We start from the raw sequence: 22,547 nt of genomic DNA, 5'->3' as shown, positions 1-22,547 counted from the left end.
CAATTTGTTTGACACTTTTTCATGCAGGCGTATGGTGAACAGTGCCTGAAAGCAGCCACCCGGTTGCTGAGGCAGGGCCAGATGGCCTGTTGAGGGGAAGACCGGCATGGAGTCGCTGGCGGTCATACTGGAGGCACCGAGGCGGATCGCGCTTCGCAAGCTCACCCTTGCAGGCGGCAATGCGTCTGCCGATCACAGCGCCGACCATGCGGGCCTGCTGGGGCCGTCCGATGTCCTCGTCCAGATCCAGTGGAGCGGCGTAAGCGCCGGAACCGAAAAGCTTTTGTGGAGCGGCGAAATGCCGAACTTCCCCGGCATGGGCTATCCGCTCGTGCCGGGATACGAATCGGTGGGCCGGATCGTGGATGCCGGTGCTGATGTTGCCGAACGCATCGGCGACTGGGTCTTCGTGCCGGGCGCCACCTGCTACCGCGATGCGCGCGGCCTGTTCGGCGGCACGGCCCAGCGCGTGATCGTGCCTTCGGCGCGCGCCCTGCCCGTTGCCGAGTCGCTCGGCCGTGATGGTGTGCTCTTTGCGCTTGCCGCCACCGCGCTCCATGCCATGAGCGGCGGTGCACCGCCCGATCTCATTATCGGCCACGGCACGCTTGGCCGCCTGCTTGCCCGCATGACGATTGCCGCCGGCGCCCCTGCGCCAACCGTATGGGAAACCAAGGCAACCCGCCGCACGGGAGGCGTGGGTTATGACATCATCGCCCCCAAGGATGATGACAGGCGCGATTACGGCAACATCTACGATGCCAGTGGCGACGCCGATTGCCTTGATCTGCTCGTGCCGCGCCTGCGCAAGGGCGGAGAAATCGTGCTGGCGGGCTTCTATGCCAACCGGCCAAGCTTTGCCTTCGCCCCGGCATTCCGCGCCGAAGCCCGGTTTCGCGTGGCGGCTGAATGGGGCCCCGATGATCTGGCCTCAACGCGCGCCCTGATTGAAAGCGGCGCGCTCAACCTTGCCGGTCTGGTCACGCACCAGCGCCCCGCCATCGAAGCGCCCGAAGCCTACCCGGAAGCTTTCCTCGACACTGACTGCCTGAAGATGGTTCTCGACTGGAGCGACTGCGCATGACGATGCTGGATACCCATGCCGCACTTCGCGAAGAGGCCGCAATCGAGCCCGATGCGCCCCACACCGGCGAGGTGCGCAAGGAAACGCAAATCATCGCCATCTATGGCAAGGGCGGATCAGGCAAGAGCTTCGCACTGGCCAATCTCAGCTACATGATGGCCCAGCAGGGCAAGCGCGTGCTGCTGATCGGCTGCGACCCCAAATCGGACACCACCAGCCTCCTGTTTTCGGGCAAGGCCACCCCCACGATCATTGAAACCTCTGCCGCCAAGAAGCTGGCCGGAGAAGAAGTTCGCATCGAGGACGTCTGCTTCCAGCGCGATGGTGTGTTCGCGATGGAACTGGGCGGCCCCGAAGTGGGCCGCGGATGCGGCGGGCGCGGGATAATCCACGGTTTCGAACTGCTCGAAAAGCTGGGCTTCCATGACTGGGGTTTCGATTATGTCCTGCTCGACTTTCTGGGCGATGTGGTGTGCGGCGGCTTCGGCCTGCCGATCGCCCGCGACATGTGCCAGAAGGTGATCGTTGTCGGATCGAATGATCTGCAATCGCTCTATGTGGCGAACAACGTCTGCAAGGCGGTGGAATACTTCCGCAAGATGGGCGGCAATGTCGGTGTTGCCGGCATGATCATCAACAAGGACGATGGCACCGGCGAAGCCCGTGCCTTTGCGCAGGCAGTCGACATTCCGGTGCTTTGCGCGATCCCGGCGGACGAAGACATCCGCCGCAAATCGGCCAATTACCAGATCATCGGAAAGCCCGGCGGGCAATGGGGCAGTCTTTTCGAAGAGCTTGCCTCCAATGTTGCGTCGGCACCGCCGCGGCGGCCCGTGCCCCTCGACCAGGATGGGCTGCTCGGCCTCTTCTCCCCCGAAGACACCGGCGGCGACGTTCAACTCGTCCCGGCGACCCAGGCTGACATGCGCGGCGGTAACTATGCCCAGAAACCATCGCTGGAGGTGGTTTATGATGACGTCTGATCCAAGGAGGCCAGCGCGATGAGCGATCTGGCGCCCGGATCGGCCGATTTCCGGCAGCCTGACCGGCTTGATCTGGACCTTTCGGGTGCGGACGAGCCGAATCTGGCGGGTGGCTGCCACGCCGGTGCCGACGTGCTGCGCGAGGCGACGAACAAGGCGCAGGGTGCGGGCCTGCTTGAACGCTATGCGGCAGACTATCCGGTGGGACCGCACGATCAGCCGCAAAGCATGTGCCCCGCCTTCGGCTCGCTCCGGGTGGGCCTGCGGATGCGGCGCACGGCCACGGTTCTGTCAGGCTCGGCATGCTGCGTTTACGGCCTCACGTTCACCTCGCACTTCTACGGCGCGCGCCGGACCGTGGGCTATGTTCCGTTCAATTCGGAAACGCTCGTTACCGGCAAGCTCTTCGAGGACATAAAGGAAGCCGTCGAAGGTCTTGCCGATCCGGCGCTTTATGATGCCATCGTGGTCACGAACCTGTGCGTGCCAACCGCAAGCGGGGTGCCGCTGCGCCTGCTGAAAAGGCAGATCAACGGCGTGCGCATTATTGGCATCGATGTTCCCGGCTTCGGCATACCCACTCATGCCGAGGCGAAGGACGTGCTGGCAGGCGCAATGCTGACCTATGCCCGAACGGAGGTTGAGCAAGGTCCGGTCGCCGCGCCCGCCAACCGGGCAAGCCGCCCGACCATCACCCTGCTGGGCGAGATGTTCCCTGCCGATCCGGTCGGCATCGGCATGATGCTCGAACCGCTTGGCCTTGCCGCTGGACCGGTCGTGCCCACGCGGGAATGGCGTGAACTTTATGCCGCGCTCGATTGTGCGGCAGTGGCCGCGATCCATCCCTTCTACACTGCCAGCGTGCGCGAGTTCGAAGCGGCGGGACGCGCGATTGTGGGCTCGGCCCCTGTCGGCGTCGACGGGACGGCCGCCTGGCTCGATGCCATCGGCACGGCGTGCGGCGTGGCGCAGGCGCAGGTCGATGCGGCCAAGGATCGGTTCCTCCCTGCCATCCGCGGCGCGCTGGCCGCCAATCCGATCAGGGGGCGCATCACCGTTTCGGGTTATGAAGGCTCGGAACTGCTCGTTGCCCGGTTGCTGATCGAAAGCGGGGCGGATGTGCCCTATGTCGGATCGGCGTGCCCCCGGACGCGCTGGTCCGATCCCGACCGCAAATGGCTGGAAGCACGCGGCGTGCGGGTCAATTTTCGCGCCAGCCTTGAACAGGATATTGCGGCGGTCGAAGAGTTCCGGCCCGATCTGGCGATCGGCACCACGCCGGTGGTGCAACATGCCAAGCAGCAGGCCATTCCCGCGCTCTACTTCACCAATCTCATTTCGGCCCGTCCGCTGATGGGGGTGGCGGGGGCAGGCAGTCTGGCGCAGGTTGTCAATGCGGCCATGGCCAACAAGGCGCGCTTCGACCGGATGACCGCCTTTTTCGAGGGCGTGGGCAGCGGACCGAACGCGGGGATCTGGGAAGACATCCCTCAGGACCGGCCGCAGTTCAAGAAGAAGTATGCCGCCCTCAACGAAGCCGCCCGCAAGGCGGCAGAGGCGGTGGGATCATGACCCTCGTGATCGATCACGACAGGGCCGGCGGCTATTGGGGCGCTGTCTATGTCTTCACGGCGGTGAAGGGGTTGCAAGTCATCATCGACGGCCCGGTGGGCTGCGAGAACCTGCCCGTCACCTCGGTGCTCCATTACACCGATGGTCTCCCCCCGCACGAACTGCCCATCGTGGTGACGGGCCTTGCCGAAGAGGAATTGGGCAAGACGGGCACCGAAGCGGCGATGAAGCGAGCGTGGAAGACGCTCGATCCCGATCTGCCCGCCGTGGTCGTGACAGGATCGATTGCCGAGATGATCGGCGGCGGCGTCACCCCTCAGGGAACCAACATCAAGCGGTTTCTGCCGCGCACCATCGATGAGGATCAGTGGCAATCGGCCGACCGGGCGATGAGCTGGCTCTGGTCGGAGTTCGGGCCGAAGACCGTTCCGGCACTCAAACCATTGAAGCAGGGCGAAAAGCCGAAGGTCAACATCCTCGGTCCCAGCTACGGCATGTTCAACATGGCGAGCGACCTGCACGAAATGCGGCGGCTGATCGAAGGCATCGGAGCGGAAGTGGGTATGGTCTTCCCGCTGGGCAGCCATCTCGCGGATGTGCGGAAACTGGCCGATGCCCACGCCAACGTGTGCCTGTATCGCGAGTTCGGGCGCAATCTTTGCGAGCTGATGGAGCGGCCCTATTTCCAGGCCCCCATCGGGCTTGACAGCACGACGCGGTTCCTGCGCGCGCTGGCGGCAGAGCTGGGGCTTGATCCCGAACCCTTCATCGAACGGGAAAAGCACACCACGATCAAGCCGCTATGGGATCTGTGGCGGTCGGTCACGCAGGATTTCTTCGCAACAGCCAGCTTCGGCATCGTGGCCAACGAAACCTATGCGCGCGGCATCCGCAAGTTCCTTGAAGACGACATGGGGCTGCCCTGCAACTTCGCCTTTGCGCGCAGTGCGGGCATCAAGCCGAAGAACGAGGATGTGCGCGCCGCAATCCACGCGAACCCGCCGCTGATCCTGTTCGGAAGCTACAACGAACGCATGTATAATGCCGAGCGCGGCGGGCGAGCGATCTATATTCCCGCAAGCTTTCCCGGCGCCGCGATCCGGCGTCACATCGGCACGCCCTTCATGGGCTATTCCGGCGCAACATACCTTGTGCAGGAAGTGTGCAACGCGCTGTTCGATGCACTGTTCAACATCATTCCGCTTTCAACGCAGCTCGATCAGGCCGAAGCCACACCAGCCCGCGATCACCGCGAACTGCAATGGGATGCTGATGCCAAGCAGCGGCTCGACGAAGTTGTTGCGGCGCAGCCCGTGCTCGTGCGGATCTCCGCGGCCAAGCGGCTGCGCGACGCGGCCGAGCGTGCCGCGCGGCGGCACGGAGAGCTGCGCGTTTGCGCGGATCGGCTGGCCGATGCTCTCATGGAGGCACAGGTCACATGACGCGCCTTGCCGCCCTTCCTCAGCGCAGGCCCGGATGCGCTCCAACCGATCGCCCGATGGCCCCATCACGGCCACCGCGCTCCCCCATCCTCGCGGGGTTCGCCGCGTGGATATCGAAAGAGGTCTTCCGCCTCTCGCACACCAACAACGACTGGAGATTGGGCTATGAGTGATCATGACGATCGCTTCGGGCTGAGGACCTACCTCACGCCTGAGGAAGCAAAGGAGTTCCACAAACTGTTCATGAGCAGCTTCGTCGGCTTCACCGCCGTCGCAGTGGTCGCTCACGTCCTCGTCTGGATGTGGAAGCCCTGGCTCTGACACACCGCACCGCCGAGGCCTTGGCATGTTGCCACGGCTGATGCGGTAAACTCATGAACTTGCACAAGGATTCAGACCATGTGGAGGATTTGGCTTATTTTCGATCCGCGCAGGGCACTCGTTGCTCTGTTCGCGTTCCTGTTCGTGCTCGCACTGGTGATTCACTTCATCCTGCTCAGCACCGATACGTTCAACTGGCTCGATGGTCCGAACTCGGCCCAGGGCATGGCGAACGCAGCAGCGGCGGCGCCTCCGGCGTCCTGACACGGGCCCGCCTTACTGGGGCCTGTGCGAGAGGCGGCGGCGCAAATGCCGCCGCCTCCGGTGGCCAAGAAATGACTGAACACTAAATCCCGTCGCGCCGCGGCGGGGAGGGGTAGAATCATGGCACTCCTTAGTTTCGAACGAAAATACCGCGTTCGCGGTGGCACGTTGATCGGCGGCGACCTGTTCGATTTCTGGGTGGGTCCGTTCTACGTCGGTTTCTTCGGGGTGGTGACAGCGATCTTCGCATCGCTTGGCACTGCGCTCATCTTCTATGCGGCATCGCAGGGGCCGACCTGGAATCCCTGGCTGATCTCGATCGAACCGCCAGACCTGAAATACGGCCTTGGCCTCGCGCCCCTGGCAAAGGGCGGGTTCTGGCAGGTCATCACGGTCTGCGCGCTTGTCTCGTTCGTGAGCTGGGCGCTGCGGGAGGTGGAAATCTGCCGCAAGCTGGGCATGGGCTATCATGTGCCCGCGGCCTTCGGCATGGCGATCTTCGCCTATTTCACGCTTGTGGTGATCCGGCCCGTCCTTCTGGGCGGATGGCATTTCGGCTTCCCTTACGGAATCTTCAGTCACCTCGATTGGGTTTCCAACACGGGATACCAGTATCTGCACTTCCACTACAATCCGGCGCACATGCTTGCAGTCTCGTTCTTCTTCACGACAGCGCTTGCGCTTGCCCTGCACGGCGCGCTGGTGCTTTCGGCGGTGAACCCGCCCGAAGGAACGGAAGTGAAGTCGCCGGAATACGAAGACACCTTCTTCCGCGACCTGATCGGCTATTCGGTGGGCACCCTCGGCATCCACCGGGTGGGTCTTCTGCTGGCAATGAACGCCGGTTTCTGGAGCGCGGTATGCATCGTGATCAGCGGGCCGCTGTGGACCAAGGGCTGGCCCGAATGGTGGACCTGGTGGCTCAACCTGCCGATCTGGTCGTGAAGGAGCATTGAGCGATGGCGACCTATCAGAACATTTTCACCCAGGTCCAGCTTCGTGGCGAGCCCGAAGCCGGGATCGCCCTCCCCCCCGGCAGCGAACCGCGGATCGGCAAGGGCACCTTCAACCACCTCATGGGGATCATCGGCCACGCGCAGATCGGCCCCGTCTATCTGGGCTGGACCGGCGTATTCTCGCTGATCTTCGGCTTCTTCGCGATCGAGATCATCGGGCTTAACATGCTCGCCTCGGTCAACTGGGATCCGATCCAGTTCGTGCGGATGCTGCCGTGGCTCTCGCTTGAGCCGCCCGGACCGCAATATGGCTTTTCGCCCTTCGTGCCGCTGGCGGAAGGGGGCTGGTGGATCCTCGCGGGCTTCTTCCTCACGGCCTCGATCCTGCTGTGGTGGGTGCGCACCTATACCCGCGCCAGAGCGCTGGGCATGGGAACGCACGTTGCATGGGCATTTGCCTCGGCCATCTGGCTCTATCTGGTGCTTGGCTTTATCCGGCCGATGTTCATGGGGTCATGGTCGGAAGCGGTGCCCTTCGGCATCTTCCCCCACCTTGACTGGACCGCCGCCTTCTCGATCCGATACGGAAACCTGTTCTACAATCCGTTCCACGCCTTCTCGATCGCCTTCCTTTATGGTTCGACCCTGCTCTTCGCGATGCACGGCGCAACCATTCTGGCCGTCGGGCGCTATGGCGGCGAGCGCGAGATCGAACAGATCACCGACCGAGGCACCGCTTCGGAACGCGCGGCGCTGTTCTGGCGCTGGACCATGGGCTTCAACGCCACGATGGAATCGATCCATCGGTGGGCCTGGTGGTTTGCGGTGCTGACCACGCTGACCGGCGGCATCGGCATCCTTCTGACGGGAACCGTGGTCGACAACTGGTACCTGTGGGCACAGCAGCACGGCTACGCATCGCTTTATCCCGATACCGGGGTCATCGATCCCGCCACGCAGGGGAGTTCGGCCCAATGAAAAGGACACTCGCTATCGCCGCAATGGCGACTGCCGCCCTCACCCTTGCCGGGTGCGAGCTGGGACCGAAACAATCGGTGCAGAACGGGCATCGTGGCACGGGCATGGACACCATCAAGCTGAAGAAGGTGGCCATGGCCAAGGACGATGTCCCGGCCCCGCCCTATGACATGCCGACGGGCGATGGCCCCAAGGCCGCCACGGTTTACCAGAACGTCCAGGTTCTGGGGGATGTGACGGAAGAGCAGTTTACCTACACCATGGCCGCGATCACCAACTGGATCGCACCGGAGCAGGGCTGCAACTACTGCCACAACCCGGAGAACATGGCCTCGGACGAGATCTACACCAAGGTCGTGGCGCGCAAGATGTTGCAGATGACACGCAACATCAACACCAACTGGAACAAACATGTCGGAACCACCGGCGTGACCTGCTGGACCTGCCACCGCGGACAGGCCGTCCCGGCCAATTACTGGGCACTGCCGGAGCCTGGCAAGAAAGGCGTGATCGGCAACCTGCACGGACAGAACTCGCCAGTTGCCGCTTCGGCCTATTCTTCGCTCCCCACGGCATCGCTGGCGATGTATCTGACGGGCGACCCCAAGACCGACAAGAGCATCCGCGTGGTTTCCAAGGGCATTCATCCTTCGTCTGCCAATACGCTGACGACGATGCAGACCGAGCCGCAGTATGCGCTGATGATGCACCTTTCGACGTCGCTGGGCGTGAATTGCACCTTCTGCCACAATGCCCAGGCATTCCAGCCGTGGAACATCAGCACGCCGCAGCGCGCAACGGCGTGGTATGGCCTGCGCATGGTGCGTGACGTCAACGGGCAGTATATCAGCCCGCTTGCCGATACGTTCCCGGCGCATCGCAAGGGACCGATGGGCGATCCTTTCAAGGTTAGCTGCGCCACCTGCCATCAGGGCAAGAACAAGCCGATGGATGGCTACAAGATGGCCAAGGATTATCCGGCGCTCTGGGGATCGCCGGTGGCGGTTCCGGCTGCGGCCCCGGCTGCACCGGAGCAACCGGCCGCCCCTGCCGTGACGACCGCCACGCACTGATCCCCCGCAGACAATGTGGGACCTTCGAGAGTCCACCGGAATGGCTCCGGTGGACCCATTTTTCATGACGGCAGAGGAAGGCAAATGGCCGGAGAAATCCGCTCCCCTCCCGGTTCAGGAAGCAGCGCGCTCCGATGCCTTGCGGCGCCGCGCGAGATCGAGAAGGTGCACGGGAAAGGAGAGGGCCACCGGCAGTGAAATCAGCGGCCAGGGCGCCCCCGTCAAGGCTGCGCGCAGCCCGGCAACGATCAATGCCGCAGGCAGCAGCATTGGCGCAAGATCGCGCCACGACCACCCTTTCCGGCGCAGCCAGATTGCCTCGACCAGCAGGGCAAGGAGCACAAGGTCAGCCGCGCGGCCGCTTGCGAAAAGCTGCTCCATCATCACGGTTCAACCGAAGGGCGCGTTGAGCTGGACCACTTGCCAGTTCAACGCACCGGCCAGAGTGACCCAACCGAGGTAGGGGAGCAGCAGAACTACCGCCAGCCGCGACAGGCGCAGGCAGTAAACGATCAGGAGCACAATCGAACACCACAGCAATACCAGTTCGAACATCGCCCAGTCGGGACGCTGCAAGCGGAAGAACAGCAGGCTCCAGACGATGTTCAGAAAGCCGTTCAGCGCAAAGAGGCCAACCACCGTGTCTGCCGTGCGCAGGTCGCGCGCGCCCCGCCATGCCGAGACTGCCGCGATTGCGGCAAGGGCGAAAATCACCGTCCAAGCAATCGGAAAGACCGGGCGCGGCGGGGTGAAATCGGGCTTGCGCAGCGCATCATACCATGGACCGAGATCGGTTATGGTCGCGCCCAGCATGGCCACGCCAAAGGCTGCCAGCGATGCAATGCTGATCGGGATCAGCGCTGCACGGTTCATCGCGCCACCGGCTTCAGGCCAAGCAGATGAGCGCAGTCTTTCAGGAAGATGCGCACATGCGCCATGGGGTCCGCCCGCACGAGCTTCTTGTTCATATAGGCCTGCCACGTCAGCCGCTGCACGTCGCGATCGGCGCACATCTCCACAAACCGCTCGCGGCGCTTGTCACTGGAATACCAGAAGTATTGCATGATGCCGAGGATCCAGAAGACCCGGCCGTGCTCTTTCAGGAACGTCTTGCGCGCCTGCCTGAGTGCTGCCGGCTTGCCCGAACGCAGAAAGGCATCGGCCGCACTTGCCGCAATCCGGCCGCAGGCCATGGCATAGTAAATCCCTTCTCCCGATGCGGGAGCGACAACGCCCGCAGCGTCGCCCGTGACCAGAACGTCGCGCCCGTTGTCCCAGCGCTTCAAGGGCTTGAGCGGTATAGGCGCGCCTTCGCGGCGGATCGTTTCGCAGCCTTCAAGGCCGAGGTCGGCGCGCAGATCCTTCACCGATCCGCGCAGTGAAAAGCCCTTGTGCGCACTTCCCACGCCAATGCTGGACGTTTCGCCATGGGGAAACACCCATGCATAGAAATCGGGCGAAAGCCTGCCCTGATAAAGCACGTCGCAGCGCGCCCCATCGAAGCCCTGCGGCGTGCTTTCAGGTGATCGGACAACTTCGTGATAGGCAAACACGCAAGGGTTGCGCTCAGCGCCGGGGATGTTTTCCCGCGCCACACCGGATCGGGCACCATCTGCACCGATAACCAGACGCGCGCGCACCTTCAGCACAGGCCCGCCACGTTCTTCGCGGTAGCAGACAACGGCGCCTTCAGCGCCGTCGCGCTCGATCGCTTCGTAGGTGCCGGTCCGCCGTTGCGCCCCGGCTGAAGCGGCACGGTCGCGCAGCCATTCATCGAAAACATCACGATCGACCATGCCGACATAGCCGATCTCGCCCACGGGCATGTCCACCGCGCGGCTTGAAGGTGCCACCATGCGTGCAGCCCGCGCACGCGCCACCAGCAGGGATTGCGGCACCTCGAACTCCTCAAGCAGCCGGGGCGGCACCGCGCCGCCGCAGGGCTTGATCCGCCCCGCCCGGTCCAGCAGCAGCACCTTGTGCCCCGCCCTTGCCAGATCGCACGCTGCCGTTGCCCCCGAAGGACCACCACCGACAACCACGACATCGAAATCCGTCATGCTCATGTCCGTATCCCTTCAAGATGGCCAATCCGTGGTGCCTGCGCCGTAACGCGCATGGCCAGCGCTGCCGAAACGAGGAACAGAGCTGCCTCGATCATGAAAACGAGCTGGAATGCGGCCCCATCATGGCCGGTCATGCGGCGCATCGCATCAACACCCAGCGCGCCGGAAAGCCCGCCAAGGCCGAAGGCCATGGCCTGCGCCGTCCCCCACACGCCCATCCGCACCCCCTCACGCGTGCGCCTGCCTGCTCCGGCCAGCCCCATCATCGACCCGATCGCCGCAACCGCGAAGGCCCCGTTGAAAAAGCCCAATGCGGCAACATTGGCGGCAATCGGCCAGCCTGGGCCCCATTTTGCCGCCAACGCCAGGCCGATCAGCGCCAACGCCGATCCGATGCAGCCGACCATGGTCCAGACCCGCAGTTCAACCGGCATCCGCCCGGCAAAGGCGCTGCCGCCAATACCGGTGAGGATCATGCCGACGAGCACGCCGCCATGCTGCAAACCCGAAAGGCTGGTCGATTGTCCGGGGGTCATGGCAAAAACAAGCCCGGCAAAGGGTTCAAGGATCAGATCCTGCATGCTGTAGGCCAGCATCGAGAAGAAGATGAACAGGGTGAAGCGCCGGGATTCGGTTTCTCCCAGAATCTCGGCAATGGCATCGCGGAAACTGGGCGGCGAGTCGGCGCGTTCGATCTGCGCCTCGCGCGGTCCGCCGGCCTCGAGACGGAACATGGCAAGGCATGCAATGACAACGGCAATGCCGACCACGCCCCCGGCCACCTGAAAGAGCCGGACCTCGGAAAACGGGTCGAGCAAGGCACCGGCCGTTCCCGCCGAGATCACGATCCCGAAAACCATCATGACCCATGTTGTTGCCGCCGCCGCCGCACGGCGCGAAGGGGCAACCCCGGATGCAAGAATGGCCAGCATCGAGGTGCCCGCAGCCCCCACGCCCGCGCCGATCAGCGTAAAGGCAAGGATCGCAAGGCCAATCGCGCCGATCCGCTGGGCGTCAAGCAAGGTGGTGGCATAGACCGCAAGCAGCGCGCCGAAACCCAGCGTGGCCATGCCCGCCAGAACCCAAGGCGTGCGGCGACGTCCCAGATCGGAACCATGCCCCCAGACCGGCCGCGACAACTGGACGACATAATGCCAGGCTACCAGCCCCGCTGGAACGCCCGCAGCAAGGCCGTATTCCAGCACCATCAACCGGTTCAGGAGCGAAGTGGCGATCATGACCATGGCGCCGATTGCGGCCTGGACCATGCCCAGACGGATGATGGAAAGCCACCCGAAACCGCCGGACATCACACATATCCTCCAAGACCAAGGGCCGCCGCCATCATGCCGAGCACGTAAGAGGAAACGCCGGTTGCATTATACCAGGGGGCATTCTTCGCAGGCGCCGAAACAAGCCGCGGCATGAGTGCAAGCTGGATACCCAGCAGAATCGCAATCGCCACGGCCGATGCCCGGTGCCCCCAAAGCACCATCAGCACGATGACAACGACTTGCGGCGCCGCCATGACCGCGCTGGCCAGAAGGGCGGCAGGCCTCTCCCCCAGAACCACTGGCAGGGAGCGCAGCCCCGTGGCGCGGTCTCCTTCAACGGCCTTGAAGTCGTTCAGGGTCATGATCCCGTGTGCACCGAAACTGTAGAGCGCAAGGATCACGATGATAGGCGCGGAAGGCAGCGCCCCTGCCATGACGGCAGCGCCCGTGAACCAGCTCAAGCCTTCATAGGTCAGCGCAACAACCGCCGGACCGAGCCAGCCGCTGGTCTTGAAACGGAATGGCGGCGCACTGTAGGCCCATGCGCAGGCCAGCCCGAACACCGTGGCGATCAGCACCCATTTGCCGGTGAACGCTGCCACCGCCAGCGAGATCACCGTCCAGATGATGGCAATGTAAAGCCCCCAGCGCCCGGCAATCCGCCCCGAAGGAATGGGGCGGGCGGGTTCATTGATCGCATCCACGTGGCGGTCGAACCAGTCGTTCACCGCCTGGCTCGTCCCGCAGACAAGCGGGCCGGTCAGGGCAATTCCGGCGAGCAGGAAAGTCCAGCGCGAAAGTGGCGAAACGCCTGAGGAAACCACACCGCAAAGCAGCGCCCACATCGGCGGGAACCAGGTGATCGGCTTGAGAAGTTCCAACACGTCGCGAGCCGCCGGAGGCGGCGTCATCCCAGTCGAGACTGTCGATCGCGCCATGACCGAAGCCTATGCCCATCGGACAAAGGCGTCAAATCAAATTGACACTTCTAGATGTCCACGCTGTCAGCCATGTTGCCAAGGCCGTAGCGATGCAGCTTGGAATAGAGGCTCTGACGGCTCAGGCCAAGGATTTCCGCGGCGGAAGCGCGGTTATTCGACGTGTATTCCAGAGCCGCTTCGATGCACAGGCGCTCGATCAGATCGGTCGACTCGCGCACGATGTCGCGCAGCGACATCCGCCCGACAAGTTCGGTCAACTGCTCGACCGAGCGCGGTGCGTCGCCAGGGGTTGGCAGGTCGCGCAGCCGTCGGCCGATCGGACGGATCACGAACCCGTAGAATGGCTGCTCCCCGCCGGTGCGCACAGCGGAAAGTTCCACCGGTTCGCCCTCGAAACCATCGGTCGCGCCAATGACTGTGCTGACATTGCGGGCAACATCATGCTTGGCAAGTTGCCCCTCGATCAGATCGAGGTCGATGCCCGGCCGCCCGACAAACTCGCCCAGCGAGCGCCCGCGCAGCTGGTCAAGACTGGCAGCAGAAACCAGTTCGACGAATGCAGCATTGGCTGCCTGTATCTGCATCCGCTGATCGGTCAGCACGAAAGCATCGGGCATGGTCTCGACCACGTCGAGCGTCGCATCCGAAGAATGTTCGGATACGCCGCTGACCCCGGCGATCCGGACGAGCAGATACTGCCCGCCTCTTTCGCGGAAACCGCTCGCCGAAATCGAAACCGAGCGGCGCCCGTCAAGGGGTTCTGCCACGATCGGTTGCAGGGAATTGGTGACCAGCGCTGAGCCGAGAAAGGCAATCAGACTCTCGCGCGAGGGCTTGGCGAACAGGGCGGTCAGCTTGCCGCCCTGCAAGGATCCGGGCTTGGCATGGAACAGGCTGTGCGCGGCATGATTGGCCTCGCGGATGCGGAAACTGTCTGCCTCGATGATGAGCACCGGCTCCTCGGTCTGCTCGAACAGCATCCGATAGCGCGCTTCGAGCTGGCGCAGGCGCAGGTAATCGCGTTCGAGCGACTGCTGCGCCTGAAGGACCCGCTGCTGAAGCGCCGCCGCATCGCGCATGTCGCGCCCGAAGGCGAGGCTTTGCCCGCCGATGCTGACGACGACGAAACGGACAGGCACCTGACCATCGCCGGTGATCTGGTTCACCTGCCTCCAGTGCTGGGTCACGCCCTTGCGGGCATTGGCCAGCATTTCCATAACCTTCGCCTTGCTCTCGACCGAAACCGTATCGATCCAGTCCTTGCCAAGCCACTGGCGGGCATCGGGAAACTCAGCCGGATTGGCAGCAAGATCGACAATCCGCCCCACCTGATCGATCACGAGAACGAGATCACCCGCGACCATCGCCAGACGTGTTACGGCCTGGATGTCGATCTCTTCGAAATGCTGGTGCGGGCTGGAAAAGGGAAGCTTTCCCTCTAGCGCGTTCTTGCGGGCGGGCATCACTCGCCCCGGCTAAAAGAGGCGAGAAGCGGAGCGGGAATCGGAAAGTTCAGCATCCCGGACAAGCGATTCGGCAAGCGAAAGCACGGCCCGCGCATCCACCGCCGTGCCATCAGCCCCCACTTCATCCACGATTTCCGGATTGGCATTCACCATTCGACCACCGATCAGAACCTTGACTTTCGGCGAGCGCGAAATGCCGCGCATCGAGGAAATTAGGTCAGTAATCGCGCCGTTAGGACAATCGCAACTGATGGTCAAGCCGATGACATCAAAGTGGCGTTCGGCAACAATTTGCAGCAGTTCCTTGCGCTTAGGCTTGATAAGCGCCTCGGTTTGCCATCCGGCCCTTGCAAAGACCTCCTCGACCATCAGGGTGCCCAGCACGTGTTCGTCGCCGGGCATGGGCGTGAACAGCGCGCTGCGCCCCGCGGCCGTCAGCGAAAGTTCCGAGGGAAAGCGCAAGGCAACCTGCCTCATCACCTCCTGAAGACGCCACAAACCCATCGCGACGTCGAGAAAATCGCACTCGTCATCTTCCCAATGCTGGCCGAGCCGCCTCGCCGAAGGGGCGAGCACATCCACGAAGATCGACTCGACCGATACGCCTTTGCCAAGAAGCGCTTCGACAATCGCGAACAGCTCATCCGCTTCAAGTTCCAGCGGGAGCGAGGCAAAGGCCGCCGCATCTGCCGGGCTGACCGTGATTGCGCCGACCAGAGTCTGGCGCGAAAGGCCGGAAGAATGCGCCATCAGCAACCGTGGTATAATCTGCTCTTCGATCAGGGCATTGACCGATTTCGGCCCGTCCCGCGCAAGCCCTATCGAAGCGATGCCACTTGCCGCAAGCGCCGAACCGCCCGGCCGGGACGATTTAGCGCGCTGTCTTGACGAGCCACTACCATAGACAGTTGCCATGTCAGACCCCTCCGGTCTGGTGAGGGCGCAAGAACGCGCCGCCCGGACTGCCGCATCGATATTTCGACTCTGTTCGGGAACATCACCCTACGCCTGTAAATTGTTGCTGACAAACCCTCAGATGTCATTTTTATTTGTCGTCAAGATAGATTGACACTTGCTTGCGGTGAGGCGTAGTCTTCCCCTTGAACTACGAAGGTGCACAACCTGCATGCGAGGGGACGCGATCAATCTCGGAGCGGCCGATCAGGCAATCGGCGGACAAGCCCCGCTCCGGGCGCTCTACTCACCCGAAGAGCGGGCACGGCGCGACTCAACCCGCTGGACCCTCGTTCAGGGTCTGCTCGCTCCGTTCCAGTTCGTGGTGTTCCTCGTCAGTCTGGCGCTTGTCCTGCGCAGCCTGATCACGGATCAGGGCGCCTTTGCCGCCGACATGTCGGTCGTCTTCAAGACGCTCACGCTCTACACGATCATGATTACCGGCTCGATCTGGGAAAAGGTCGTGTTCGGCAAGTGGCTGTTCGCTCCCGCGTTCTTCTGGGAAGACGTGTTCTCGATGCTCGTGCTGGCGCTGCACACGGCTTACCTTGTCATGCTGTTCGGCCAGATCGGCACCTTCGAGGAGCGCATGACAATCGCGCTCGCGGGATATGCCGCTTATGTCATCAATGCCGGACAGTTTCTGCTGAAACTGCGCGCAGCAAGGCTGCAAGCAGCCGCCATGGAGACCCGTTCATGAGCGGTGAGAACACCCTTCTTGCACCGGAATCAGGCTGTGCATCCGCGCCGCTTCCTGAAGTCCTGCGCGAGCGCGGGCAACGCGAGGTGTTCTGCGGGCTGACCGGCATCATCTGGCTGCACCGCAAGATGCAGGATGCCTTCTTCCTGGTGGTCGGCTCGCGCACCTGTGCGCACCTGCTGCAATCGGCTGCGGGCGTGATGATCTTTGCCGAACCGCGCTTTGCCACCGCGATCATCGAAGAGCGCGATCTGGCCGGCATGGCAGATTGCCAGGATGAACTCGACCGGATCGTTGAACGGTTGCTCCAGCGGCGCCCGGAAATCCGCACACTCTTCCTGGTGGGCTCCTGCCCGTCCGAGGTCATCAAACTTGATCTCGGAAAGGCGGCGCAGCGGCTTGATGTCAAGTTCTCGCCCGCGACCCGCATCCTGAACTACTCCGGCAGCGGCATCGAGACGACTTTCACCGAGGGCGAGGATGCCTGCCTTACCACGCTTGTGCCCGAAATGCCCGCCGCGCGGGCCGCCGACCGGCCGAACCTGCTGGTTGTCGGCGCCCTGCCCGATATTGTGGAGGATCAGTTCGCGAGGCTCTTTGCCGAACTGGGAATCGGCCCCGTTGGATATCTCCCCTCGCGGCGGCTGGCCGACCTTCCCCCGATCGGGCCGCAGACCCGCTTCCTTCTGGCACAGCCCTTCCTGACCGAAACCACGCGCGCGCTTGAAGGGCGCGGCGCGCGCAGGCTTGATGCGCTCTTCCCCTTTGGCGCCGAAGGCACGAGCGACTGGCTGCGGGCGGCCGCCGATGCGTTTGGTGTTGACCGGATGCATTTCAACCGGGTGATCGCGCCAGGTCGTGAACGCGCCAAGCGCGCAATTGCCCACCGCCGTGATCGGCTTGAAGGCAAGCGCATCAGCTTCCTGCCGGATTCGCAGCTCGAACTGCCGCTTGCCCGGTTCCTTGCGACTGAACTGGGAATGCACCCGGTGGAAGTCGGCACGCCCTATCTCAACCGCGAACTGAACGCGCGCGAACTGGCATTGCTGCCGGCCGGAACACGTCTCAGCGAAGGTCAGGATGTCGATCTTCAGCTCGACCGGGTCAGGATTGACCGGCCCGACCTTACCGTTTGCGGCCTTGGCCTTGCCAACCCGCTGGAAGCGGAAGGATTTTCCACGAAGTGGGCGATCGAACTGGTGTTCTCGCCCATTCATGGTTTCGAACAGGCCGGCGATCTTGCCGAACTTTTTGCGCGTCCGCTGCGGCGGCGCGACATCTTGAGGGTATAGGACGATGCAGCTGGCGGTCTGGACATACGAAGGTCCGCCTCATGTCGGCGCCATGCGCGTGGCAACCGCGATGAACGGGCTGCACTATGTTCTTCATGCGCCTCAGGGCGATACCTACGCCGACCTGCTCTTCACCATGATCGAACGGCGCGGCAAGCGCCCGCCCGTCACCTACACCACATTTCAGGCGCGCGATCTGGGCAAGGACACGGCCAGCCTCTTCCAGAACGCGGCGCGCGATGCCTTCGACCGCTTCCTGCCGCAAGCCCTGTTGGTTGGCGCCTCGTGCACCGCAGAACTGATTCAGGATGATCCAGCCGGGCTGGCCGAAGCGCTCGACCTGCCCTGCCCTGTCATCCCGCTGGAGCTTCCCAGCTATCAGCGCAAGGAGAACTGGGGCGCGGCCGAAACCTTCTATCGTCTGGTGCGCGAACTGACCGACCGCGACCTGCGCCCCGCCCCGCGCGACAATCGCCGTCCGCTTGTCAATCTGCTCGGCCCCTGCGCCCTCGGTTTTCGGCACCGCGACGACGTGGCGGAGATCCGCAACCTGCTGGACCGGATGGGGATCGACGTGAACTGCGTTGCTCCGCTGGATGCTTCGCCGCATGACATTCGCACGCTTGGCCGGGCCGATTTCAACATCGTGCTTTATCCCGAAATCGGCGCAGAGGCGGCGCGCTGGCTCGATCAGGCGCTTGCCCAGCCTGCCATCCGCACAGTGCCGATCGGTGTGGGCGCGACCCGCGAATTCATCGAGGAAGTGGCAGCGCTGGCGGGTGTCGATGCAGGGGCCGCCCTCGCTGATCACGCATCGCGCATGCCATGGTGGAGCCGTTCGGTCGATTCGACCTATCTGACCGGGAAGCGCGTCTTCATCTTCGGCGATGCGACACATGCCATCGCCGCAGCCCGGATCGCGCATGAGGAGCTTGGCTTCGAAGTGTGCGGCCTTGGCTGCTACAACCGCGAGTTTGCGCGCGAGATGCGCAAGGCCGCCGCGCTCTATGACATCGAACCGCTGATCACCGACGATCATCTGCTGGTCGAGGACGCGATCCTCAATGCCTCACCCGAACTGGTGCTGGGCACGCAGATGGAACGCCATATCGCCAAGCGCTTCGGCATTCCGTGCGCAGTCATCTCCTCGCCTGTGCACGTGCAGGACTTTCCGGCCCGGCACAGCCCGCAAATGGGCTTCGAAGGTGCGAACGTCATTTTCGACACCTGGGTCCACCCGCTCGTCATGGGGCTGGAAGAGCATCTGCTCACCATGTTCCGCGACGATTTCGAGTTTTCGGACGAAGCCGGGCCGTCCCATCTCCACGCCAAGGCGCGGGCAGACGCCAACACCCGCGCCGAGGCCGATCCGGCTGCGGAGCAGACAGGCGAGGCGGCCATTGGCGTCATGGAAGCCCCTTCTGGCGATCCCGCTCCGGTCTGGACGGCCGAGGCCGAAAAGGAACTGAAAAAAATCCCGTTCTTCGTTCGCGGCAAGGCCCGGCGCAACACCGAAGCCTTTGCCATCGCGCAGGGCCGGTCAGAGATCGACCTTGCCACCCTCTATGATGCGAAGGCCCACTATGCCCGGTAGCCGCGCCCCCAAGGTCCGTGTCGTCATTGTCACGCTCGACAATCACCTCAAGGGCGGGGTCGAGCGCGCGAACGCGCAACTGCTGCAAGACAACATCAGCCTCACGCTTCACGCTGCGACGGACTGGGCTCATCCCGGCGATGCGCTTGAACGAACCAAAGCCGCGATTGCGCAGGCCGATATCGTGATCGCCACGATGCTGTTTCTCGACGACCATATCCGCGCAATCCTGCCCGCGCTCGAAGCGCGGCGCGATGCCTGCGATGCCATGGTATGCCTGATGTCGGCTGGCGAAGTGGTGCGTCTCACGCGCATGGGCAACTACCGCATGGATGCCCCTGCCAAGGGACCGCTCGCCATGCTCAAGAAGCTGCGCGGATCGGGCAAGCCGGGGGCCAGCGCGGGCGCCAGCCAGATGCGGATGCTGCGCCGCCTGCCCAAGATCCTGCGCTTCATTCCCGGAACCGCACAGGACGTGCGCGCCTATTTCCTTACGCTGCAATACTGGCTGTCGGGTTCGGACGACAATGTCGTCTCGATGGTGCGCGCCCTGGTTGACCGCTATGCCGCGGGCGAGCGCCTGACCCGCCGTGGCATGACCCCGGCCGAACCGCCGCGCGAATATCCGGAAGTGGGCGTCTATCACCCCCGGACCGACCAGAAGCTGTCGGAAAGTCTGAAGCTCCTGCCCACAAGGCCGGGGGGCAAGGGCACCGTGGGACTGCTGCTGCTGCGCTCCTACCTCATCAGCAAGGATACCGGCCATTATGACGGCATGATCGCCGCGCTTGAGGCTGAGGGGCTGCGCGTTGTTCCCGGCTTCGCCAACGGCCTCGATTCGCGCCCTGTGATCGAGAAGTTCTTCATGAAGGACGGCAAGCCCACGGTCGATGCGGTGATCTCGCTCACGGGATTTTCGCTGGTGGGCGGGCCTGCCTACAACGATGCCAAGGCTGCCGAGGACGTGCTGGCAAGGCTTGGCGTGCCTTATGTGGCCGCGCATCCGCTTGAGTTCCAGTCGATTGAGCAGTGGGGCGCGGGACGGCAGGGCCTGCTGCCGATCGAATCCACCATCATGGTTTCCATCCCGGAGCTCGACGGTGCAATCCTGCCCACGGTGTTCGGTGGTCGCTCGGACGCACTTGGCGAAGCCTGCAAAGGCTGCGCCCGTGGCTGCACCTTCGAACGCCAAGGCCCCGTCAATGCCATGCAGGCTTGCCCGGAACGCGCAGAAGCCCTGGCGGCAAAGGTGGCAAGGCTCATTGCCCTGCGCCGCGCCGAACGCGCTAGCCGCAAGCTGGCCATCACCATCTTCAACTTCCCGCCCAATGCGGGGGCAACGGGCTCTGCCGCCTTCCTTGCGGTCTTTGAATCGCTCCACGCCACCCTCCAGCGCCTTTCCCGCGAAGGATACAGCGTCGATGTTCCGCCCTCGGTGGACGCGCTGCGCGAGGCCATTCTGAAGGGCAATGCCGAACGCTGGGGCGCGGATGCCAATGTTGCCGCGCGGATCAGCTGCGACGATCACGTGCGCCGCGAAAAGCACCTCGCCGAGATCGAGGCGCAGTGGGGACCGGCCCCCGGCAAGGTGCAGTCCGATGGTTCGCACATCCAGATCCTGGGCGCCATGTTCGGCAATGTCTTCATCGGCGTGCAGCCCACCTTCGGCTACGAGGGTGATCCGATGCGGCTGCTGTTCGACGGCGATTTTGCGCCGACCCATGCATTTTCCGCCTACTACCACTGGCTGCGCGAGGATTTCCGGGCGGACGCAGTCCTCCACTTCGGCACCCACGGCGCGCTGGAATACATGCCCGGCAAGCAGGTGGGCCTTGCCGGAAAGTGCTGGCCCGAACGTCTGCTGGGCGATCTGCCGAACTTCTATCTCTTCGCGTCGAACAATCCGTCGGAAGGCATTCTGGCCAAGCGGCGTTCGGGCGCCACGATGCTGAGCTACCTTACCCCGCCGCTGGCGCGCGCGGGGCTGTATCGCGGGTTTGCCGACCTGAAGGCCAGCGTGGATCGCTGGCGCTCTTCCACCAACGCGGTCGAACGGGCCGAACTGGAAGCCCTGATCCACGAGGAATGTGCCGCGCTCGACATCGAGGCGGAAGACATTTCAACCCTCGCCGCGCACCTTTATGAGCTGGAGCGCACCCTGATTCCGCATGGCCTGCATGTGCTCGGCGCGCCGCTTGAAGGGGCCGAACGCGCCGAGATGGTCGAGGCCATGACCGAGGCCGATCCGGCATCGACCCGCGCCGGGATCGAGGCCGCGATTGATTCCTGCGATGAACTGGGCGCAGTCATCCGCGCGCTGGATGGCTGCTTCATCCGCCCTGCTCCGGGTGGCGATCTGCTGGCCAATCCGCAGGTTCTGCCGACCGGGCGCAACATCCACGGCTTTGATCCGTTCCGCCTGCCCAGCCCCTTTGCGTGCAATCAGGGGCGCGATCAGGCCGAGCGCGTGCTGGCCCGCCATGCCGCCTCCGGCCAGCCCTTGCCGGAAAGCCTCGCCATGGTGCTGTGGGGCACCGACAACATGAAAAGCGAGGGCGCGCAGATTGCGCAGGCCCTGATGCTTCTGGGCGCGCGCCCGCGGATGGACAGCTATGGCCGTCTTGCCGGGGCCGAGCTGATCCCTCTGGCAGAGCTTGGCCGCCCCCGCATCGATGTGGTCATCACGCTTTCGGGCATTTTCCGCGATCTCCTTCCCTTGCAGACGCGCATGCTGGCCGAAGCCGCGCTTCTGGCCGCAAGCGCTGACGAGCCGCCGGAAATGAACTTCGTGCGCAAGCATACCCTGGCCTACCAGCAGGAGCATGGCTGCGATCTTGAAACGGCTGCACTGCGCGTGTTCTCGAATGCCGAAGGTTCCTATGGCGCAAACGTCAACCAGTTGATCGACGGCGGTGTCTGGGCCGATCCCGATGAACTGGCCAACGCCTTCGAGACACGCAAGGGCTACGCCTATGGCGTCAAGGGAACCCCGGTGCCGCAGCGCGAACTGATGCGCAGCGCGCTGAAAGATGTCGATCTCGTCTATCAGAACCTTGAGAGCGTCGAGGTCGGAATCACCGATCTGGACCAGTATGTCGACAGTCTCGGCGGGGTCAGCCGTTCCATCGCCCGGATCAAGGGCAAGGAAGCGCCGGTTTATATCGTCGATGCCACGCAGGGCAGCACCAAGGTGCGCACCCTGACCGAGCAGATCAACCTCGAAACCCGCACGCGCACGCTCAACCCCAAGTGGTTCGAAGGCATGCTCAAGCATGGCTTCGAAGGTGTGCGCAACATCGAACTGCACGTGACCAATACCGTTGGCTGGTCTGCCACCACCGGTCAGGTCGAACCCTGGGTCTATCAGCGCATCAGCGAGACTTTCGTGCTCGATCCGGCCATGCGCGAAAGGCTCTCGGCACTGAATCCCACCAGTTCGGCGCGCGTAGCGGGTCGGCTTCTCGAAGCCTGCGAACGCCGACTGTGGGAACCTGACGACGACACGCTCGAAGCGCTGCGCATGGCCAGCGACGAACTGGAGGACCGTCTTGAAGGCGTGTTCCCCGCTGCAATCGCGGCGGAATGAG

Annotated in this window: 20 protein-coding genes; 13 read left to right on the top strand and 7 right to left on the bottom strand. The window is 63.6% G+C overall.

Translation table 11 applies throughout. From position 1 onward, the window contains the following. Positions 1-106: 106 nt before the first annotated feature. The 9 genes from bchC (at position 107) to pufC (ending at position 8,673) form a co-directional block, all read left to right on the top strand. Positions 107-1,084 carry a chlorophyll synthesis pathway protein BchC gene (gene bchC, locus DKM43_RS13575; RefSeq protein ID WP_109799037.1) on the top strand — a complete coding sequence of 326 codons (978 nt, stop codon included), beginning with the start codon at positions 107-109 and terminating at the stop codon, positions 1,082-1,084. Beyond that, positions 1,081-2,067: a chlorophyllide a reductase iron protein subunit X gene (locus tag DKM43_RS13570; protein WP_109799036.1), complete on the top strand. Its 987-nt coding sequence runs from the start codon at positions 1,081-1,083 to the stop codon at positions 2,065-2,067. The genes bchC and DKM43_RS13570 overlap by 4 nt, the downstream gene beginning before the upstream one ends. A gap of 18 nt (positions 2,068-2,085) precedes the next feature. Then, positions 2,086-3,639, top strand: coding sequence for a chlorophyllide a reductase subunit Y (gene bchY / locus DKM43_RS13565; RefSeq protein WP_109799035.1), 1,554 nt, complete (start codon positions 2,086-2,088; stop codon positions 3,637-3,639). Beyond that, positions 3,636-5,081 (top strand): chlorophyllide a reductase subunit Z, encoded by a 1,446-nt coding sequence (gene bchZ, locus DKM43_RS13560; protein ID WP_109799034.1) that lies wholly within the window; start codon positions 3,636-3,638, stop codon positions 5,079-5,081. Before bchY ends, bchZ begins: the two co-directional genes overlap by 4 nt. Before the next feature lie 165 nt (positions 5,082-5,246). Beyond that, the gene (gene pufB / locus DKM43_RS13555) at positions 5,247-5,402 is read left to right on the top strand and encodes a light-harvesting antenna LH1, beta subunit (protein WP_082013438.1); all 156 of its coding nucleotides are present in this window, start codon (positions 5,247-5,249) and stop codon (positions 5,400-5,402) included. Between the two features lie 78 nt (positions 5,403-5,480). Continuing rightward, positions 5,481-5,666 carry a light-harvesting antenna LH1, alpha subunit gene (pufA, locus tag DKM43_RS13550; RefSeq protein ID WP_109799033.1) on the top strand — a complete coding sequence of 62 codons (186 nt, stop codon included), beginning with the start codon at positions 5,481-5,483 and terminating at the stop codon, positions 5,664-5,666. Positions 5,667-5,786: 120 nt separating this feature from the next. Beyond that, a complete protein-coding gene (gene pufL / locus DKM43_RS13545) occupies positions 5,787-6,611 on the top strand; it encodes a photosynthetic reaction center subunit L (protein WP_109799032.1) in 825 nt (274 codons plus the stop codon). Positions 6,612-6,625: 14 nt separating this feature from the next. Further along, positions 6,626-7,600, top strand: a complete 975-nt coding sequence (pufM, locus tag DKM43_RS13540) for a photosynthetic reaction center subunit M (RefSeq protein ID WP_109799031.1) — start codon at positions 6,626-6,628, stop codon at positions 7,598-7,600. Continuing rightward, positions 7,597-8,673: a photosynthetic reaction center cytochrome PufC gene (gene pufC / locus DKM43_RS13535; protein WP_109799030.1), complete on the top strand. Its 1,077-nt coding sequence runs from the start codon at positions 7,597-7,599 to the stop codon at positions 8,671-8,673. Before pufM ends, pufC begins: the two co-directional genes overlap by 4 nt. Before the next feature lie 114 nt (positions 8,674-8,787). Here the strand turns inward: pufC and DKM43_RS13530 are convergent, their stop codons facing one another. The 7 genes from DKM43_RS13530 to DKM43_RS13500 are packed head-to-tail and all read right to left on the bottom strand — an operon-like array spanning position 8,788 to position 15,170. Beyond that, positions 8,788-9,057, bottom strand: a complete 270-nt coding sequence (locus DKM43_RS13530; protein ID WP_109799029.1) for a hypothetical protein — start codon at positions 9,055-9,057, stop codon at positions 8,788-8,790. 6 nt (positions 9,058-9,063) lie between these two features. Next, entirely contained in the window at positions 9,064-9,546 is a 483-nt protein-coding gene (locus tag DKM43_RS13525) for a TspO/MBR family protein (RefSeq protein WP_201739873.1), read from the bottom strand. Then, entirely contained in the window at positions 9,543-10,739 is a 1,197-nt protein-coding gene (locus tag DKM43_RS13520) for a geranylgeranyl diphosphate reductase (protein ID WP_109799028.1), read from the bottom strand. Before DKM43_RS13520 ends, DKM43_RS13525 begins: the two co-directional genes overlap by 4 nt. Then, entirely contained in the window at positions 10,736-12,049 is a 1,314-nt protein-coding gene (locus tag DKM43_RS13515; protein WP_109799027.1) for a BCD family MFS transporter, read from the bottom strand. Before DKM43_RS13515 ends, DKM43_RS13520 begins: the two co-directional genes overlap by 4 nt. After that, positions 12,049-12,951 (bottom strand): chlorophyll synthase ChlG, encoded by a 903-nt coding sequence (chlG, locus tag DKM43_RS13510; protein ID WP_109799026.1) that lies wholly within the window; start codon positions 12,949-12,951, stop codon positions 12,049-12,051. Before chlG ends, DKM43_RS13515 begins: the two co-directional genes overlap by 1 nt. A gap of 50 nt (positions 12,952-13,001) precedes the next feature. Beyond that, on the bottom strand, positions 13,002-14,417 hold the full coding sequence (gene ppsR / locus DKM43_RS13505) for a transcriptional regulator PpsR (protein ID WP_109799025.1): 1,416 nt from the start codon (positions 14,415-14,417) through the stop codon (positions 13,002-13,004). A 12-nt stretch (positions 14,418-14,429) separates the two neighbouring features. Further along, positions 14,430-15,170, bottom strand: coding sequence for a cobalamin B12-binding domain-containing protein (locus DKM43_RS13500; protein ID WP_161554094.1), 741 nt, complete (start codon positions 15,168-15,170; stop codon positions 14,430-14,432). Positions 15,171-15,546: 376 nt separating this feature from the next. Between DKM43_RS13500 and bchF the strand changes: the two genes are divergently transcribed. From bchF to DKM43_RS13480, 4 genes are read left to right on the top strand one after another with little or no spacing between them, the layout of a single operon-like run. Continuing rightward, positions 15,547-16,074, top strand: coding sequence for a 2-vinyl bacteriochlorophyllide hydratase (gene bchF, locus DKM43_RS13495; protein ID WP_109799023.1), 528 nt, complete (start codon positions 15,547-15,549; stop codon positions 16,072-16,074). Further along, positions 16,071-17,366, top strand: coding sequence for a ferredoxin:protochlorophyllide reductase (ATP-dependent) subunit N (locus tag DKM43_RS13490; protein ID WP_109799022.1), 1,296 nt, complete (start codon positions 16,071-16,073; stop codon positions 17,364-17,366). Before bchF ends, DKM43_RS13490 begins: the two co-directional genes overlap by 4 nt. A gap of 4 nt (positions 17,367-17,370) precedes the next feature. Continuing rightward, positions 17,371-18,960 carry a ferredoxin:protochlorophyllide reductase (ATP-dependent) subunit B gene (gene bchB / locus DKM43_RS13485; RefSeq protein WP_109799021.1) on the top strand — a complete coding sequence of 530 codons (1,590 nt, stop codon included), beginning with the start codon at positions 17,371-17,373 and terminating at the stop codon, positions 18,958-18,960. Next, positions 18,950-22,546, top strand: coding sequence for a magnesium chelatase subunit H (locus DKM43_RS13480; protein WP_109799020.1), 3,597 nt, complete (start codon positions 18,950-18,952; stop codon positions 22,544-22,546). The genes bchB and DKM43_RS13480 overlap by 11 nt, the downstream gene beginning before the upstream one ends. The last annotated feature ends 1 nt before the right edge of the window (position 22,547 follow it).

The sequence above is a fragment of the Novosphingobium meiothermophilum genome, from assembly GCF_003171715.1.
In the GTDB taxonomy this organism is placed as follows: Bacteria; Pseudomonadota; Alphaproteobacteria; order Sphingomonadales; family Sphingomonadaceae; genus Novosphingobium; species Novosphingobium meiothermophilum.
Note: the sequence above shows the minus strand (reverse complement) of the source record. Positions and strands in the feature narration are given on the sequence as shown.